The sequence below is a fragment of the Chryseotalea sp. genome (genome assembly GCF_057350905.1).
This window is the reverse complement of record NZ_JBMRCF010000011.1, coordinates 123,862-141,261: the sequence shown is the minus strand read 5'-3', so window position 1 is coordinate 141,261 and position 17,400 is coordinate 123,862. Positions and strand designations below refer to the sequence as shown.

General features: G+C 41.1%; 16 protein-coding genes. 12 read left to right on the top strand and 4 right to left on the bottom strand.

Annotated features, from left to right (window positions below; all coding sequences use genetic code 11):
• Window positions 1–65 precede the first annotated feature (65 nt).
• The 10 genes from rpoC (at window position 66) to rpsJ (ending at window position 11,999) form a co-directional block, all read left to right on the top strand.
• Window positions 66–4,373, top strand: a complete 4,308-nt coding sequence (rpoC, locus tag ACO1XM_RS15130) for a DNA-directed RNA polymerase subunit beta' (protein WP_486230467.1) — start codon at window positions 66–68, stop codon at window positions 4,371–4,373.
• Between the two features lie 161 nt (window positions 4,374–4,534).
• On the top strand, window positions 4,535–4,864 hold the full coding sequence (locus ACO1XM_RS15125) for a DUF3467 domain-containing protein (RefSeq protein ID WP_486230465.1): 330 nt from the start codon (window positions 4,535–4,537) through the stop codon (window positions 4,862–4,864).
• Window positions 4,865–5,026: 162 nt separating this feature from the next.
• On the top strand, window positions 5,027–5,896 hold the full coding sequence (locus tag ACO1XM_RS15120) for a DUF6563 family protein (RefSeq protein ID WP_486230463.1): 870 nt from the start codon (window positions 5,027–5,029) through the stop codon (window positions 5,894–5,896).
• A gap of 300 nt (window positions 5,897–6,196) precedes the next feature.
• A complete protein-coding gene (locus ACO1XM_RS15115) occupies window positions 6,197–7,429 on the top strand; it encodes a 7TM diverse intracellular signaling domain-containing protein (RefSeq protein ID WP_486230461.1) in 1,233 nt (410 codons plus the stop codon).
• Window positions 7,430–7,639: 210 nt separating this feature from the next.
• Window positions 7,640–8,062 carry a phosphorylase family protein gene (locus ACO1XM_RS15110; RefSeq protein WP_486230459.1) on the top strand — a complete coding sequence of 141 codons (423 nt, stop codon included), beginning with the start codon at window positions 7,640–7,642 and terminating at the stop codon, window positions 8,060–8,062.
• Entirely contained in the window at window positions 7,966–8,361 is a 396-nt protein-coding gene (locus ACO1XM_RS15105; RefSeq protein ID WP_486230457.1) for a phosphorylase family protein, read from the top strand. Before ACO1XM_RS15110 ends, ACO1XM_RS15105 begins: the two co-directional genes overlap by 97 nt.
• Window positions 8,362–8,623: 262 nt before the next feature.
• Window positions 8,624–9,043, top strand: a complete 420-nt coding sequence (rpsL, locus tag ACO1XM_RS15100; protein ID WP_486230455.1) for a 30S ribosomal protein S12 — start codon at window positions 8,624–8,626, stop codon at window positions 9,041–9,043.
• A gap of 12 nt (window positions 9,044–9,055) precedes the next feature.
• Window positions 9,056–9,523: a 30S ribosomal protein S7 gene (gene rpsG / locus ACO1XM_RS15095; protein ID WP_486230453.1), complete on the top strand. Its 468-nt coding sequence runs from the start codon at window positions 9,056–9,058 to the stop codon at window positions 9,521–9,523.
• 18 nt (window positions 9,524–9,541) lie between these two features.
• Window positions 9,542–11,656 (top strand): elongation factor G, encoded by a 2,115-nt coding sequence (gene fusA / locus ACO1XM_RS15090; protein WP_486230451.1) that lies wholly within the window; start codon window positions 9,542–9,544, stop codon window positions 11,654–11,656.
• 37 nt (window positions 11,657–11,693) lie between these two features.
• A complete protein-coding gene (rpsJ, locus tag ACO1XM_RS15085) occupies window positions 11,694–11,999 on the top strand; it encodes a 30S ribosomal protein S10 (RefSeq protein WP_127122767.1) in 306 nt (101 codons plus the stop codon).
• Between the two features lie 132 nt (window positions 12,000–12,131).
• Here the strand turns inward: rpsJ and ACO1XM_RS15080 are convergent, their stop codons facing one another.
• A complete protein-coding gene (locus ACO1XM_RS15080) occupies window positions 12,132–12,767 on the bottom strand; it encodes a hypothetical protein (RefSeq protein ID WP_486230449.1) in 636 nt (211 codons plus the stop codon).
• Between the two features lie 21 nt (window positions 12,768–12,788).
• Between ACO1XM_RS15080 and ACO1XM_RS15075 the strand changes: the two genes are divergently transcribed.
• Complete coding sequence (locus ACO1XM_RS15075; protein ID WP_486230446.1) at window positions 12,789–14,006, top strand: tetratricopeptide repeat protein; 1,218 nt, start codon at window positions 12,789–12,791, stop codon at window positions 14,004–14,006.
• 5 nt (window positions 14,007–14,011) lie between these two features.
• Here the strand turns inward: ACO1XM_RS15075 and ACO1XM_RS15070 are convergent, their stop codons facing one another.
• From ACO1XM_RS15070 to ACO1XM_RS15060, 3 genes are all read right to left on the bottom strand, one after another.
• Complete coding sequence (locus tag ACO1XM_RS15070; RefSeq protein ID WP_486230445.1) at window positions 14,012–14,380, bottom strand: type II toxin-antitoxin system VapC family toxin; 369 nt, start codon at window positions 14,378–14,380, stop codon at window positions 14,012–14,014.
• 169 nt (window positions 14,381–14,549) lie between these two features.
• Window positions 14,550–15,284: a 23S rRNA (guanosine(2251)-2'-O)-methyltransferase RlmB gene (gene rlmB / locus ACO1XM_RS15065; protein WP_486230443.1), complete on the bottom strand. Its 735-nt coding sequence runs from the start codon at window positions 15,282–15,284 to the stop codon at window positions 14,550–14,552.
• A gap of 48 nt (window positions 15,285–15,332) precedes the next feature.
• Complete coding sequence (locus ACO1XM_RS15060; RefSeq protein ID WP_486230441.1) at window positions 15,333–16,496, bottom strand: GWxTD domain-containing protein; 1,164 nt, start codon at window positions 16,494–16,496, stop codon at window positions 15,333–15,335.
• An 80-nt stretch (window positions 16,497–16,576) separates the two neighbouring features.
• On the opposite strand from ACO1XM_RS15060, the gene ACO1XM_RS15055 reads away from it, so the two are divergent.
• A complete protein-coding gene (locus tag ACO1XM_RS15055; RefSeq protein ID WP_486230439.1) occupies window positions 16,577–17,353 on the top strand; it encodes a class I SAM-dependent methyltransferase in 777 nt (258 codons plus the stop codon).
• The last annotated feature ends 47 nt before the right edge of the window (window positions 17,354–17,400 follow it).

Here is a 17,400-nt window from a genome sequence, read left to right as displayed (position 1 = left end):
GAATCGAACAACCAATAACGAACAACGAACAAAAAGAATTGAACTAAAGACTAAACAACACAGAGATGTCTTTCAGAAAAAATAAAAAGATCAACAGCGATTTCTCTAAAATCACCATCAGCTTAGCTTCTCCGGAATCTATTTTGGAAAGCTCGCATGGTGAGGTTACACAACCAGAGACCATCAACTACAGAACGTACAAGCCTGAAATGGGCGGTTTGTTCTGTGAGCGCATTTTTGGTCCTGTAAAGGATTGGGAATGTCATTGCGGTAAATACAAGCGTATTCGTTATAAAGGTATCATCTGCGACCGTTGCGGAGTAGAAGTTACTGAGAAGAAAGTAAGACGCGAGCGCATGGGGCACATCGAACTGGTGGTACCTGTTGCTCACATCTGGTATTTCCGTTCTTTACCGAATAAGATTGGTTACTTACTTGGTCTTGCTACCAAGAAACTTGATCAGATCATTTACTACGAACGCTATGTGGTTATTCAACCAGGTGTTAAAGAAGAAGACAGCATTAACCGTCTTGATTTCTTAACCGAAGAAGAATACCTGGATATCGTAGATAAACTTCCACGCGAAAACCAAATGCTGGATGACAACGATCCTCGCAAGTTCATTGCGAAGATGGGTGCTGATGCATTGGAAATGTTGTTGTCTCGCCTTAACCTGGATGAGATGTCGTATGAGTTGCGCCACCAGGCTGCAACAGATACTTCACAACAACGCAAGGCAGAAGCCTTAAAGCGTTTGAAAGTTGTAGAAGCTTTCCGTGATGCAAACACACGCATTACCAACAAGCCAGAGTGGATGGTGATTAAAATGGTTCCGGTTATTCCACCAGAACTTCGTCCGCTTGTTCCTTTGGATGGTGGTCGTTTTGCAACATCAGATTTAAATGATCTTTACAGACGCGTTATTATCCGTAACAACCGTCTGAAGAGATTGATCGATATTAAAGCGCCTGAAGTAATTCTTCGTAACGAGAAGCGTATGCTTCAGGAAGCGGTTGACTCCTTGTTCGACAACTCACGTAAGGTGAATGCGGTTCGTTCTGATGGTAACCGTGCCTTGAAATCATTGAGTGACATGTTGAAAGGTAAGCAAGGACGTTTCCGTCAGAACTTACTAGGTAAGCGTGTTGACTACTCAGGCCGTTCCGTAATTGTGGTTGGTCCTGAATTGAAATTGCATGAGTGCGGTCTTCCAAAAGACATGGCGGCTGAATTATTCAAGCCATTCATTATTCGCAAGCTCATCGAAAGAGGTATTGTGAAGACTGTAAAGTCAGCTAAGAAAATTGTTGACCGCAAGGATCCTGTGATCTGGGATATTTTGGAAAACGTATTGAAAGGACACCCTGTTCTTTTAAACCGTGCCCCTACACTTCACAGATTGGGTATCCAGGCTTTCCAACCTAAGTTGATCGAAGGAAAAGCGATTCAGTTACACCCTCTTGTGTGTACTGCCTTTAACGCTGACTTTGACGGTGACCAGATGGCCGTTCACGTGCCACTTGGACAAGAAGCTATTTTGGAAGCATCTGTATTGATGCTGTCATCGCACAACATTTTGAACCCTGCTAACGGTGCACCTATTACTGTACCTTCTCAGGACATGGTGTTGGGTCTGTACTACCTTACTAAAGGCAGAAAAGGAACACCTGAAGCAGCAGTGTTAGGCGAAGGCAGAAAATTCTATTCAGCTGAAGAATTGGTGATTGCTTACAACGAAGGCAAACTTTCTAAGAATGCCATCATTAAAGTAAGAGCTAAAGTAAGAGATAAGAAAACTGGCGAGCTTACTCATAAAATAATTGAAACAGTTGCCGGTCGTGTAATCTTCAATCAATACGTGCCTGAAGAAGTTGGTTTCGTAGATGAACTTCTTTCTAAGAAGAAGCTTCAGACTATTATTGCCGATGTATTTAAACTGGCAGGTTTAGCAAAGACAGCAAAATTCCTGGATGACATTAAGGAACTTGGTTTCCAGATGGCATACAAGGGTGGTTTGTCAATGGGATTGAACGATGTGAAGATTCCGGTTGAGAAAGAAAAATTTGTGAAAGATGCTCAGAAAGAAGTTGATGCCGTTTGGAACAACTATATGATGGGTCTTATCACGGACAACGAACGTTACAACCAGGTAATTGATATTTGGACACGTGCTAACACCATGTTGACAAATACATTGATGACGCAATTAGAGAATGATGATCAGGGCTTCAACCCGATCTACATGATGATGCACTCAGGTGCTCGCGGTTCTCGCGAACAGATTCGTCAGTTAGGTGGTATGCGTGGTTTGATGGCGAAACCTCAAAAGAACCTTGCAGGTTCTGTAGGTTCCATCATTGAAAACCCAATCTTATCTAACTTCAAAGAAGGACTGGATGTATTAGAGTACTTTATCTCTACACACGGTGCACGTAAAGGTTTGGCTGATACAGCTTTGAAAACAGCGGATGCCGGTTACCTGACACGAAGATTAGTAGACGTTGCGCAGGATCTTGTAATCTCTGAAGAGGATTGCGGAACCTTGCGTGGTTTGAAAGTAACTGCCCTGAAGGATAACGAGGATATTGTTGAACCTTTGGCAGAACGTATCGTAGGTCGTGTATCCGTACATGATGTTTATGATCCATTAACACAAGAGTTGATCTTAGCAGCTAATCAGGAAATCACCGATGAGATTGCCAAGCAAATTGATGAGACCAATATAGAAGAAGTTGAAATTCGCTCTATCCTTACTTGCGAATCTAAAGTAGGTGGTTGCGCGAAATGTTATGGACGTAACCTTGCCAGCGGCCGCATGGTGCAGGCAGGTGAAGCTGTAGGTGTTATCGCTGCTCAGTCAATTGGTGAGCCAGGTACACAGCTTACACTTCGTACATTCCACGTGGGTGGTACGGCATCAAATATTGCTGTTGAAGCAAATGTGAAGGCCAAGTTCCCAGGTAAGATTGAGTTCGAAGGTTTGCGTACGATCGAAAGCACAGATAATGAAGGTAACAAAGTACAGATCGTAATGGGTCGTACAGGTGAAATCAGAATTGTTGATAAGGAGGGAAGAGTCTTGATTTCAAACAACGTTCCTTATGGTGCATTCTTGAGAGTTAAGGATGGTGTAACTGTTGAAAAAGGTCAGGAGCTTTGCTACTGGGATCCATACAACGCAGTTATCTTATCTGAATTCGATGGTGAAATTGCATACGAAGCTATCATTGAAGGTGTAACCTTCAAAGAAGAATCAGATGAGCAGACTGGTCACCGTGAAAAAGTAATTACTGACACACGTGATAAGACTAAAAACCCTGCTGTAATTGTTAAGGGTAAGAACGATACTAAAGGATACAACATCCCGGTAGGCGCTCACTTAGCAGTAGACGAAGGACAAAAAATCAAAGCGGGTCAGGTACTTGCCAAGATTCCTCGTACTATGGGTAAGTCACGCGATATTACTGGTGGTCTGCCACGCGTAACAGAATTGTTTGAAGCGAGAAATCCTTCTAACCCTGCTGTTGTGAGTGAAATCGATGGTGTAGTAACGTATGGTGGTATCAAGCGTGGTAACCGTGAAATTTTCATCGAGTCACGCGATGGTGTACAGAAGCGTTATTTAGTGCCATTGTCTAAGCACATTCTTGTGCAGGATAATGACTTCGTGAAAGCTGGTCAGCCATTGTCAGATGGTTCAATCACGCCTTCAGATATTTTGGCAATCAAAGGCCCTACTGCAGTACAGGAATACTTAGTTAATGAAATTCAGGAAGTATACCGTTTGCAAGGTGTGAAGATCAACGATAAGCACATTGAGTGTATCGTTAGCCAGATGATGCAAAAAGTGGAAATCATCGATTCAGGTGATACAAGCTTCTTGCCTGGTGAAATGGTAGACAAACTTACCTTCCGTGAAGAGAATGACTTAGTGTTGGATAAGAAAGTAGTAACCGATGCCGGTGACTCAGATAAGTTCAAGCCAGGTCAGATCGTAACGGGCCGTGAGTTCCGTGATGAAAATTCGCAATTGAAGCGCAAGGATATGAAGTTGGCTGAAGTGCGCGATGCACAGGCTGCTGTGTCAAGACCTACGCTACAAGGTATCACACAAGCTTCCTTGAAGACTGAAAGCTGGTTGTCAGCTGCATCATTCCAGGAAACAACTAAAGTATTGAGCGAAGCTGCCATCCGTGGTAAAGCAGATGGTCTGAATGGCTTGAAGGAAAATGTGATCGTAGGTCACTTGATCCCTGCCGGTACAGGTCAGCGCAAGTTCAACGACTTGATTGTTACACATAAAGACGAATACGAGGCATTGAGAAATGCACCTGAGCGTCCATCTCGTAAAGAGAAAGAACTTCAGGATTAATACTGATTCGATAATTTGAAGATTTGAAAATGTGCTGATGATTAGATTCGTCAGCACTTTTCATTTAAAGCCTCACCCCAGCCTTCTCCAAAGGAGAGGGGGCGACTGGTCTTGTTTATGACTAATTTTAAATATTGAATTTATAATTTTAAATAAAATTTATGGCTGACGAAAAAAATAAACCCGTACCCAACCAGAATCAGATTAACATAGAGCTTACTGAAGAAGTAGCAGAAGGCATCTACTCTAACCTGGCTATGATAGCCCACTCCAACAGTGAGTTCGTTATCGATTTTATCAGACTTATGCCTGGCGTACCCAAGGCAAAAGTTAAATCAAGAATTGTAATTACCCCCGAGCATGCCAAACGTTTGCTCGCTGCTCTGGAAGATAACATTGCTAAGTACGAAGCATCATTTGGTGCTATTAAGCAAACAACGGAATCCCCTAAATTCCCGATGAATTTTGGTGGTGCAATGGGGCAGGCCTAAGTGTAAGTATTCTAATTCAGTAGAATGACAAAGGCACTATTACTTTTTCTGAGTTTAAGTACAAACTTAATTGCGCAGGATATAATTAGGGATTCAGAAATAAAGGCTGGTCTCTACACCAATTTTTTCGCATTTAGGAAAAACTCACCCAATAAACCCGGTGTGCTTAAGTTTATCCAGAAAGGTAATGGAAGAACAGTCGGTATTTTATTAGAGAACGATTCTCTTACCCGCGCTGACTTATTTAAGAACTATTGGGGCTTTAGTAAAGATGGAGAGGTATATGTGAACGTAAATAAATTCTGGCCTCAACTGGGGCTTGGTAATGAACCTGAAGCGCCTTTCAATAAAATTCTTGATAAGGGTTATTATTTTATTTTACGAGTTGAAACTACAGTTTCTGCAAGTTTAGTTGGTGGAGTTGCTGGTGGATTAACCGGTGCATTAATAGGTATGATCATTGATCTGTCAGCACAATCAATTGCTGCAGACGATAGTATCGATGATCAAAAAGGGGAGTTGGTTGTGATACATCATAATACGGGGATTGCATCAGTGGTTACAAGGCAATCCATTATATTCCTTTTAGCTGAAGAGCCTGAATTGTTGAAACGGTATCAGACAGAGAAAAAAGTAACCAAGCCGATAATGTTTAGTTATTTACAAGAGTTAAATAAATTAAAAAGAACTAAGGATAATGGAATAACCTTTTCTGAAAAAGAACATTGGGCTATTATAACTATATTAAATAAACCAGCTAAGCATGTTGTTAAGTCAATAAAGGTAGAGAAGATTGGAGAGTACCAAACAAGTTTGAAAGAGTATGGGGAGTATTTAAGAGATACTATTCCACCCTTTACACCAAGTCGATTTATTTTTGGGGATAAGAAGGAGTTAACACTTACACCTAAGCAAAAGGAGAGATTTTATTATCAGATAACAATTGATAGTAAAGACAGTGTTGAATACAAAGAAATAGACTTTACCAGAGCGAAATATCTGATGGATGTTTTTAAAGCTAAGTCTAGATAGACCTTCAAATGTAAAAATTAAAAACGTGAGCTCCCTTAATCAAATCGTTGTGTAATAAAACATGAATAATGATTCAAAAAAGATGTTTGTTTCAGAATTGATCAGAAATTACCTACAAAGTCACATTTCACATAGATCCATTTAGAGACTTTTTGTTCCCAAAATGGAATTAGTTTTGTTGGGTGTGCCTGATGCAAACGTTATAAACTTCGTTTTTCCTAAAATGGCGAACTTTATTCCCTAACTGGGATATTGGCACAAATTGTGGTTTTTGTTTTAACAAGACTAAACCCTACTCATGTGTTTTCCCCAAGCATACTTATCACCATGGTCTCGCTGTTGCTATCCTTCAAGGATGATGCGCCTAGCCAAAGATCAAATCAAGAAGCACTTTTCATTGTTCCGCAAGGGCAATTTGCAAAACAACCTGTTGCACTTAAGGGCTTATGGGAGTTTTATCCCAATGAGCTAAACACCTTATTAAAAAAATCAAATCAATCATTTGTTGTAATACCATCGTGGTGGGCTGAAGAGGAGGGCAAAGTTTCTACACAGTATGGAACATATAGGTTAAAAGTATTGATGGCTTCTTCAGACCGACAGCATGCTTTGGCGGTAACCATGCCCGATGTTTATTGTGCGTATGAGCTATGGCTGAATGGTGAATTGGCTGGTAAGAATGGTGTAGTTGGCAGTAGCAAGGAAATGAGTAAGCCTCAATGGAAACCGAGCACTTACTTTTTTGAGCAAAAGAAGGATACCCTTGAGATAGTGATTAAACTTTCAAACTTCTACCATCATAGAACAGGAATTAACAGCCCCTTAATGCTTGGCACGGCAGAACAATTGAAACAAGATGAAAGGCGCACAGAAATTTCCAGTATTATTTTGCTAAGTGGTTTAACTTTACTTGGTTTTATAGGTGTCGTACTTTATTTATTGCGCAGAACCGTGCCTCATGTACTGTATGCTTTGTTATGTTTTTCATGGGTGGTACGGGCAGCTTTTTCAAACCACTATCAAATTGTACAATGGTTTCAGGACATTAATTGGCACTTCCTTGTTCGTACAGAGTACATCAGTTTATACTTATCCACCTTGTTTGGATCGTTATTGGTTGGCAGCCTTTTCCCCAAAGAGGTAAGCAAAGTATTTCGGATGATTTACATCATTGCTTGTATCGGTTTTACAGTATTTACCCTTGTATTCCCACCCCTGCTGTTTACTACCTATGTGCAGCTATACCTGGGGCTAAGTACAATTCTATTAATATCGATCTTAGTAATTGTTGCCAGGGCCTACAGTGAGAGTCGCGAAGGTGTAACGCTTTTGTTAGCGGCAGCATTTCTTGCTGTTACTATGTTTGGGTATGTTATTATGGCTTATCAAGGTCTGTTCTCATTGAATGAAATGTTCTTCAACATTGGCTTTTTATTAATGTTTGCATTAACACTGATGGCCGTTAATGAGCGGATTCAAAAAATGGGTTCTGACAGTGACTATGGAAAAATGACTTTCGATGGTGTGATGTAAGTTATCAGATCGTGTAAAATCATAATTCCCAAGCGGATTAGAGATCAACCTTGACACAATTAAATCTATACGCTATTTCATACTCATTTGACATACGAAAACACATTGATCAACTTGACTTTCCTCATTTTATTAGAATCCTGAATGCTGTAATGTTATAAACAGATCGATTGGTGTAAAATAAAACCATGATGAGATGATCGTAACAATATGAGTTTACACCTGGAAGCAAAGCAAGGAGACATAGCAGATACAGTGCTCATTACTGGAGATCCTTTACGCGCGCGACATTTTGCAAAGCATTTGCAACATGCTTTTTGCTATAATCAGATCAGGGGGATGGAGGGCTATACGGGCTTTTATAAAGGGAGAAAGATTTCCATCCAAGGCACAGGGATGGGCATTCCCAGCACGGCACTTTATTTACACGAGCTTATTTGTGATTATCAGATTAAGCGTGTAATCCGCGTTGGAACGGCCGGAGCCCTACAACCATCCTTGCAGCTTGGACAAATCAGGCCATTACGGATTCCGGAGTGGTGCAGCATTATCATAAAAAGTCAGGGGAGTACCCCACTGCAAACCTGGATCTTTTGCAACAGGCCAGGGCTAGCGCAAAAGCATTGGGCATAGTACTTTATGAGGGCCCAGTCTTCAGCACCGACCTCTTTTATTCCGAAGAGGTTAACCGATACCAACCTATGGTCTCTCAGGGAGTGCTGGCCGTTGAGATGGAGACAAGCATGGTATATGCCATGGCCCGGCACTTCTCCGTTAAGGCATTGTCTCTATTAACAATAAGTGATCATATTTTATCTGGAGAGGCTCTTGGTGCTGAGGATAGGGAATTAAGGACAACAGAGATGCTTACCCTTGCATTGGAAATCGCTCTAAACAATGGAAGTGCTAAAGCTGAGTTTTCTAATATGTAGGAGAAAAACCTTCGCTTTCCCTAACCTCAAAAGCGCAGGAATGATACCCGCCTGGGTCGCGCTTGGCACATTTTAAGCTTAACTTTTATAGAAATTGACCTGCTGAGGGCTGGTAACAGGAGATAAATTCTTAAAAAATTAATTTTATCGCCTGTTTTTCAATGATTTAGCTGAAATTTCTCAATCCCTTGTTTGCGTCTTAAAAGGTTCTTGGTACCTTTGCAGTCCTATTTTTGAACAGGTCTATAAAAACAAAGGATAAATGCCTACCATTCAGCAACTTGTGAGAAAAGGACGGACAAAGCTGACTTTCAAGTCAAAGTCACCCGCCCTTGATTCAAACCCTCAACGCAGAGGGGTATGTACACGTGTGTACACAACAACGCCTAAGAAGCCAAATTCTGCGATGCGTAAAGTAGCTCGTGTGCGTCTAACCAACCAAAAGGAGGTTAACGCTTACATCATGGGTGAAGGACACAACCTGCAAGAGCACTCAATTGTGCTTGTGCGTGGAGGTCGTGTAAAAGATCTACCAGGTGTTCGTTACCACATCGTTCGCGGTGCCTTGGATACTGCGGGGGTGAATGGTCGCAAGCAGAGCCGTTCTAAATATGGTGCAAAACGTCCTAAGCCAGGTGCCGCTGCTCCAGCAGCAAAAGGTGCTCCGGCAAAGAAAAAATAACTTTAGCGAGTCATGAGAAAATCAAAACCAAAGAAAAGATATCTTCTTCCTGATCCTAAATTTCAGGATACACTGGTAACAAAATTTGTTAACTACCTGATGTACGATGGTAAGAAGAGCATTTCGTACAATACTTTCTACGATGCACTTGAATTAGTAGAGAAGAAGACCAGCGAAAGTGGTCTGGAAGTTTGGAAGCGTGCTATGGCGAATCTTACTCCATCTGTAGAGGTGAAGTCCAGACGTGTTGGTGGCGCTACATTCCAGGTTCCTGTTGAAATCAGACCTGAGCGCAAGGTTAACCTTTGCATCAAATGGTTGATTGACTATTCAAGATTGCGTGGTGAGAAGACCATGACCGATAAGCTGGCTGCAGAAATTGTTGCGGCTTCTAAAGGTGAAGGTGCTGCGATCAAGAAAAAAGATGATACGCACCGTATGGCAGAAGCTAACAAGGCGTTTTCACATTTCAGATTCTAATAAGAGAGGCAGAGGTTCATGTCAAGAGATCTTAAATACACAAGAAATATTGGTATTGCCGCTCACATCGATGCGGGTAAAACAACTACCACAGAGCGTATTCTTTACTATGCTGGTGTAAACCACAAAATAGGTGAAGTACACGATGGTGCAGCTACCATGGACTGGATGGCTCAGGAGCAGGAGCGTGGTATTACAATCACTTCTGCTGCGACTACCGTATTCTGGAAATACAGAAACAACGATTATCACGTAAACATTATTGATACGCCTGGTCACGTGGATTTTACTGTTGAGGTAAACCGCTCGCTTCGTGTATTGGATGGTCTTGTATTCTTATTTAGTGCTGTTGATGGTGTTGAACCTCAATCAGAAACAAACTGGCGCCTTGCTGACAACTACAAGGTTGCCCGTATTGGCTTCGTAAATAAGATGGACCGCTCTGGTTCTGACTTCCTTGGTGTTGTAAAACAGGTTAAGGAGAAATTAGGCAGCACAGCTGTTGCTCTTCAATTACCTATCGGTTCTGAAGAAAACTTTAAAGGTGTTGTTGACTTGGTAAACAACCGTGGTATCATCTGGAACGAAGAAGATAAAGGAATGACTTTCACAGAAATTCCTGTTCCTGCTGACATGGTTGAAGAAGCCAACGAATACAGAGAAAAACTACTCGAGGCAGTTGCTGACTATGACGAGTCGTTGATGGAAAAATTCTTCAATGACCCTAGCTCTATCACTGAAGCTGAAATCCTGAAAGCACTTCGTGCGGCTACTATCGATATGAAGATTGTACCCATGGTGTGCGGTTCTTCTTTCAAAAACAAAGGCGTGCAAACTATGCTTGACTATGTGATGGAGTTACTTCCTTCACCAATGGACAAGGATACGATCGTGGGTACTAACCCTGATACAGATGCAGAAGTGCCTGTGAAGCCTGATACAAAAGGTCCTTTCGTAGCTCTTGCCTTCAAAATTGCAACAGATCCATTCGTAGGACGCTTGTGTTTCATCCGCGCTTATTCTGGCGTATTGGAATCTGGCTCTTATGTATACAATACACGTTCTGAGCAAAAGGAACGTATTTCTCGTGTATTCCAAATGCACGCGAACAAACAAAACCAAATCGAACGCTTAGAAGCTGGTGATATTGGTGCTGTTGTTGGATTTAAAGATATTAAGACAGGAGACACACTTTGTGATGAAAAGAACAAAGTGATTCTTGAGTCAATGAATTTCCCTGAACCAGTAATTGGTTACGCAATCGAGCCTAAGAAACAGGCCGATGCTGACAAATTAGGTATGGCTATTGCAAAATTGGTAGAAGAAGATCCTACACTTCGTGTGAACACAGATCACGAAACAGGACAAACCATTCTTCGTGGTATGGGTGAACTTCACCTTGAAATCATCATCGACCGTTTGAAGCGCGAATTTAAAGTAGAGATCAACCAGGGTGCTCCTCAGGTTGCTTACAAAGAAGCCCTTACAACTACAGTTGAACATAAAGAAGTTTACAAGAAGCAGACTGGTGGTCGTGGTAAATTTGCCGATATCGTATTCGAAATCGGTCCACGCGACATGCAGGAAGGCGATAAGCCAGGTCTTGAGTTCGTTAATGATATCGTGGGTGGTGTTATCCCTCGCGAATTCATTCCTGCAATTCAGAAAGGCTTTGAACAAGCAATGGTAAACGGTCCTTTGGCTGGCTACCAGATCGACAACATGAAAGTGCGTTTGTTCCACGGATCATTCCACGATGTTGACTCGGATGCCTTGTCATTCGAATTGGCAGCGCGTGGTGGTTTCAGAGAAGCAGGCCGCAAGGCGGGTCCAATTCTGTTGGAACCAATCATGGGTGTTGAAGTAGTAACACCTGACGAATACACAGGCTCTGTAACAGGTGACTTGAACAGAAGACGTGGTGTTATGAAGGGTATGGACAACCGTGGTAATGCACAGGTATTGAAGGCTGACGTTCCCTTGAAGGAATTGTTCGGTTACATCACTGACTTGCGTACAATCACCTCAGGTCGTGCTTCTGCAACATTAACGTTCTCTCATTATGCTCAAGTTCCTAAGAACTTAGCTGATAAGGTAATTGAAGAAGTAAAAGGTGCCGCAATGGCGAAATAATAAATAGGATTTAGACGATTTCCTGAACGAAAGCATTATGAACCAAAAAATTAGAATCAAACTAAAGTCTTACGATCATAACCTGGTTGACAAATCTTCTGAGAAGATTGTAAGAGCGGTAAAGGCAACAGGCGCTGTAGTAAGCGGTCCTATTCCTCTTCCTACTGAGAAAGAAAAGTTCACAGTATTGAAATCACCACACGTAAACAAGAAGGCACGTGAGCAGTTCCAATTGTGTACCTACAAGCGTTTAGTAGACATCTACTCTAACAGCGCTAAAACTGTAGATGCATTAATGAAGCTTGAATTGCCTAGCGGTGTTGATGTAGAAATCAAAGTGTAGTTTGAACACACTTATTCAAAAGCCCTTTCAGGAAACAACTGAAAGGGCTTTTTTTGTTTAACCTCAATAATTCGTGCCCGCTTTATTCAGTTAGCTTAGCGGCTCGAAGCTAGGAGCTAGCAGCTAACAGGTCTACTTATAAACGATCACATAAAAGACTAACCATAAAAGGAAGATAAGGATATAGCCACAGGCAACAATCCACCAAACAATTCGCTTCTCTTTCCTGGCAAAGTAATGCACCCCATTGGCCAACGCAAACCAATATACAATTTCGAAGAGGTTAAGGGCACGTAACGGGTAGGCCCAGCGCTTATCCATTGCTGTATAATCAAAAAACTGCATGAGCGACAGGGGGTAGAATCCCCTGATGGTATAATAATCCGGGTCGGTATCGATAAACATAAACCAGCCTATTTTAAGTAGTTCCGGAATAAGGAAAACAAATTCAGCAGCCATTACTATCCCCCAGCATTGTGCATAAGTTATGCGGTAGCCAAACATGAAACAGCCAATCCAGAGGATAAAGCCTATTACAGTAAACTTCCAAAGGTAGATTAGCGGGATAGAAAGGTATTGTAATCCACTAATTACTTGTAAAACCATGCCTTCCGGCCGATCTTGAAGGAACTCAAAGGCGGCAGTTTCGTTTTCTATAAAGGCTTTCTTGATGTAGAGCAACAGGAGGGTAAAGGCGCAAAGCAAGAGAAACAAAACGCGTTTATCAGCCGCGTAAAAAGGGTTTTCGCTTGTTGAGGTTGAATTCATATCTTTTCAGCAGAATGTAACATGAAAAATAGAGCTAGTACTAAAACATTCTTGGTCTTAATTGCTATTTGTTGCCTATGGGTCGCTACAAATACTGCTCAGGCACAAGTTCAGGCAAAAAAAGATACAACAATTATTCTTTTGTCGGATTTGACTGTGCAATTGTATTGCGCACAGGCATTGGACGACCTCTATAATTTCAAGTTTGAGCAGGCTGAAAAGCGCTTTTTGTGGCTTAAGCAAAAATATAAATGGCATCCCTTGCCCTATTTTTTAATGGGCTTGATCGAGTGGTGGAAAATAATGCCGGACTTGACCAACAAAGCTTATGATGAAACCTTCCTGGCCTACATGGACACCACCATTCTGGTATCTGAGAATTTGTTTAAAAAACATCCGGCCTATAAAGTAGAATCTATGTTTTTTTTAGCCGCGGCTTATGGATTTAAAGGGCGTTTGTACTCTGAAGAGGAAAGAAAAAACTGGACAAAAGCCGCAGCTGCCGGTAAGCAAGCGTTAAACTATCTTGAAATGAGCAAGGGTTATCACTCCCTTAGCCCTGAGTTGCTTTTCGGAGATGCACTTTATAATTATTTCTCTGTATGGGTGCCTGAAAATTATGCATCACTCAAACCGATCATGTGGTTTTTCCCAAAGGGTGATAAGGCACTTGGCCTTAAGCAGCTTCGCGAAGTTTCTTACAATGCATTCTACACGAGAACTGAGGCAATGGTGTGGTTGATGAGTATTCAAAATAGTTATGAGAATAATAAACAAGAAGCCTTGCACTTAAGTGATTACCTGAATAAAACATATCCTGACAACCCATTTTTTCACCGATATAATGCCAGGGCTTTGTACAGTGCAGGTCGCTTTACACAAGCTGAACCTGTATGTAAAAGTATTCTTGAACGTATTGACAGTGGTATGCTAGGCTATGAAGCAACTAGTGGACGTTATGCTGCATTTTTTTTAGGTCAGATTTATGAGTCAAAGCAAAAGCCATTGGAGGCAAAAAAATATTATCTGCTTTCTAAAATGTTTTCTGAAAGAGTAGGTGCAACAGAGTCTGGTTATTATCTCTATTCATTAATCAGTCTTGGTGAAATTGCTGAAAAGGAGGGAAAGAAAACAGAGGCGCGTTATTATTTTAAGGAAGTGAAAAAACGATCAGGCAGAAAAGATGAAGCATTTAAAGATGCTAAGAAACGACTCCGAAAATTAGAGAAGGAGGAGTGATATCTTTAGAATAGAAAAATATCGATATCTGGAATCTTGGTAAAGCCTTTGTCAGCAGTTAAAAGTGGGAGTTTATGAACATGGGCTGATGCTGCAATAATGGCGTCAGGGAGTTTGGCTTTTGTTTTCTTTCGAATGGCTATTGTTTGTCGCTTAATTTCGTAATCAAGTTCTAAGACAAAACAGTTACTTATAAAATCAGTCATTAATGCTTCATCCTTTTTTGAATTAAAAGGAATACTATTGAGTTCAATCTCTGTAATTACTGAGATGAATAGATTCTTATTTTCAAGTGCATTACGGACGTCAATGTTGCCCTTTAGTCCTAGTATTATAATATTGGTATCAACAAGAAAATTACTTGGGCCACTCATTTCTTATTTTTTTTTGATAAGTAAGAGCGTCTACTGGTATTTGTATTTTACCGACATACTTATCCCAATCAACTTTCTTAACTGACGGTGATGCCATTTTAAGTTTTGATTTCAATGACTTATTGGATGTTTTCTTTTTTAGTCGAATAACCATATCATAAAGATAGTATTATCCTCTTTGCCTTACAACTTCATACATAGCTACCCCGGCAGCTACGGAGACGTTAAGTGAGCCAATTTCCCCCTTTAAAGGAATGGCCGCTAAATCATCAGCATCACGCAATAAGACATCGGAAATACCATCTTCTTCAGAACCCATAATAATGGCAATGGGTCCGGTAAGTGTAAGCTGATAAAAAGTATTGGCAGCCTTTTCTGTGCAAGCAATTAGTTTAATACCGTTCTCTCTTAGAAACTTGAGCGTGTGTTTCAAGTCTTTCTCTCTGCAAATCGGCATATGATTTAAAGCCCCTGCTGATGTTTTTACAGCATCGCTGGTAATCGGGGCACTTCCTTTTTCTGCAATAACAATGGCATCAACACCCGCGCACTCTGCGGTTCTCACAATCGCTCCGAAATTCCGAACATCAGTAACGCGATCCAATAATAACAAAAAGGGATCGCGACCCTCTTCGTAAGCCTTATGAATGATATTATCAAGTGAAGCGAAGCTTACCGCTGAAAGTATGCTGATAACACCCTGATGATTTTTGGTTGATAAGCGTTTAAGTTTATCGGCATGTGTAGAGAGCACTGGCACATTATGTTGTTTGGCAAGGGCCATCAACTCTTTGATCAGGTCATTAGAGAGACCTGTCTGAATCATTATTTTTTCTACTTCACGACCAGCACGGATAGCCTCAATAACTGCCCGTGTTCCGTAGATCATATCTTTTTTGTCCATGCTGGATTCTTTTTTGAATTAATGAAGTTACTTAGTAAAATTTCGTTATTAAAAGCGGGCACTTCTTATCAAGTCAATTACCTGCAGCCAGGTATCCAGATAACTTTTCTTACGTACCAATACGTAGTTGTCAGGATCGAAAATAGAAGAAGATCGTACAAAAGTAAAACTAATTTTCGGAGCAAGTACATTTTCGTACTCCCACACTTCGCGGTCAGAGAATTTATAAACAGCGTTAGGTAGTCCAAAGGTAATGTATATCATACCTCTGTCAGTTTTCCAACCCTCTTTGTAGGAACTGAAAAAGAGATTAGCCAGCTCAACACGTTTATAGTAATTACGCATGAAGATTTTAGCACGCTCCGTATTTCCGGTAATGCCAATAATAATCTTATCAAAAGTCTTTTTATCGCCAATACTATTTTTGAGCCTGTCATACTCATTTTTTGTGGTGATATAAGTTAAAGGGCCTACAAGATTTTCAAGTTTCCGGTATTTCGGATAGTCGCTATTGGTTAGCAATGAAATGCCTTGTTTGGAGAGTGAATCGGATTGGATCAGGTATAATCCATCAGCAAAAGTTGTAAAGGTATTGGTACTTAATTCAACTATTGAATCAGGGCGCATTACGGCACTGACAGCCATTTGCTCTTCAGCAAATGCAGGTGTAGCAGCAGGAAAGTTTTCATTATAGAAATAAACGAATGATTGATTAACCCGGCCAGGTCGTCTTATGGTTACATTTTCACCGGTAGGGATTACGTTATTGGCTACAACTTTGGTTTGGCTCAGTAAATATCCATCTGCAAACTTTGTGAGGTCAAGTGGTTTAAAATAATACCAGGCAACCTTAATCTTTGTATTAATGACTTTGGCTGCCAGAATATTGCTGGATCGTGGCAGCTGAAATGTACCATTAACATGATGCTTATCTATAATATATTGGTGAGCAGGAAGGATTGCCTCCGTTTCCTTTGTGCTTATAGAGCTACGGACTTCCCAGGTGATCAGGTAATGATTAATGGTATCAGCAGGATCAAGTAAATTCAGTTGGTAAACAATGCTCACGCTGTCCTCTGTGCTGTTAAACACATTCAAGGAAAAGCTAAAAGTCATTTCGGGGTCGTACAGGTAATTGTAATTGATGTTTTGTAGGGGTTGTGCCTGCAGGTAGTAGCCACACAACAGCATAAATAGCAGTACTCGCTTCATATAGCAAATTAAGGTCAAATCAGTTAAATATGATCAGTGCTTCGATTAATTTTGCGAACTTCTAATTAATAAACAGGGCAATGGCTAAGATTTTTACCACCGAAATTACCTCCGATAATCTCTTATCCGATAACCCTATACACCAACGCTTATTTAAGGCTTATGTTGCCGCTCAACCCTTTGTAAAGGGTGATGTGCTGGAGGTGGGCTGTGGTGAAGGGCGCGGCATAGATCTGGTACTGCCTAAATCAAGCTCATTTACTGCTGTAGATAAGATTGAAAGTGCTTTAGCTAAACTTCGGTTAAAGTATCCGACTGGCAGGTTTTTGTCCATGAATATCCCACCGCTGGGCGAGTTGAAAGATAATGCCTATGATGTTCTCATCACCTTTCAGGTCATTGAACATATTGAAGATGATGCGCTCTTTTTAAAGGAATTACACCGTGTTTTAAAACCAGGGGGCGTGGCATTGATCACCACCCCTAACAGGAAAATGTCCTTAACCAGAAATCCGTGGCATGTGCGCGAGTATTTGGCAAATGAACTAAAACAGCTTGCCGAAAAGTATTTCAATGCAGTTGAGATGAAGGGTATTACCGGCAATGAAAAAGTAATGACCTATTATGCGGAGAACAAAAAATCGGTTGCGCGTATTACCCGCTTTGATATTTTGAATTTGCAATACCGCTTGCCGGCTTCATTGTTAAGAATTCCATATGAATTAATGAACCGATGGAACAGGAATAAACTTCAGCATCAGGACCAGGGCTTAGTGAAGGAAATACACCACAGCGATTACCTGGAGACAGACAAGGCTGACGAAGCACTTGATCTGTTTATGATTTGCCGTAAATAAAAATTCCGGATTCAATCATATTTGAATCCGGAATTTGCCCTTCTCGC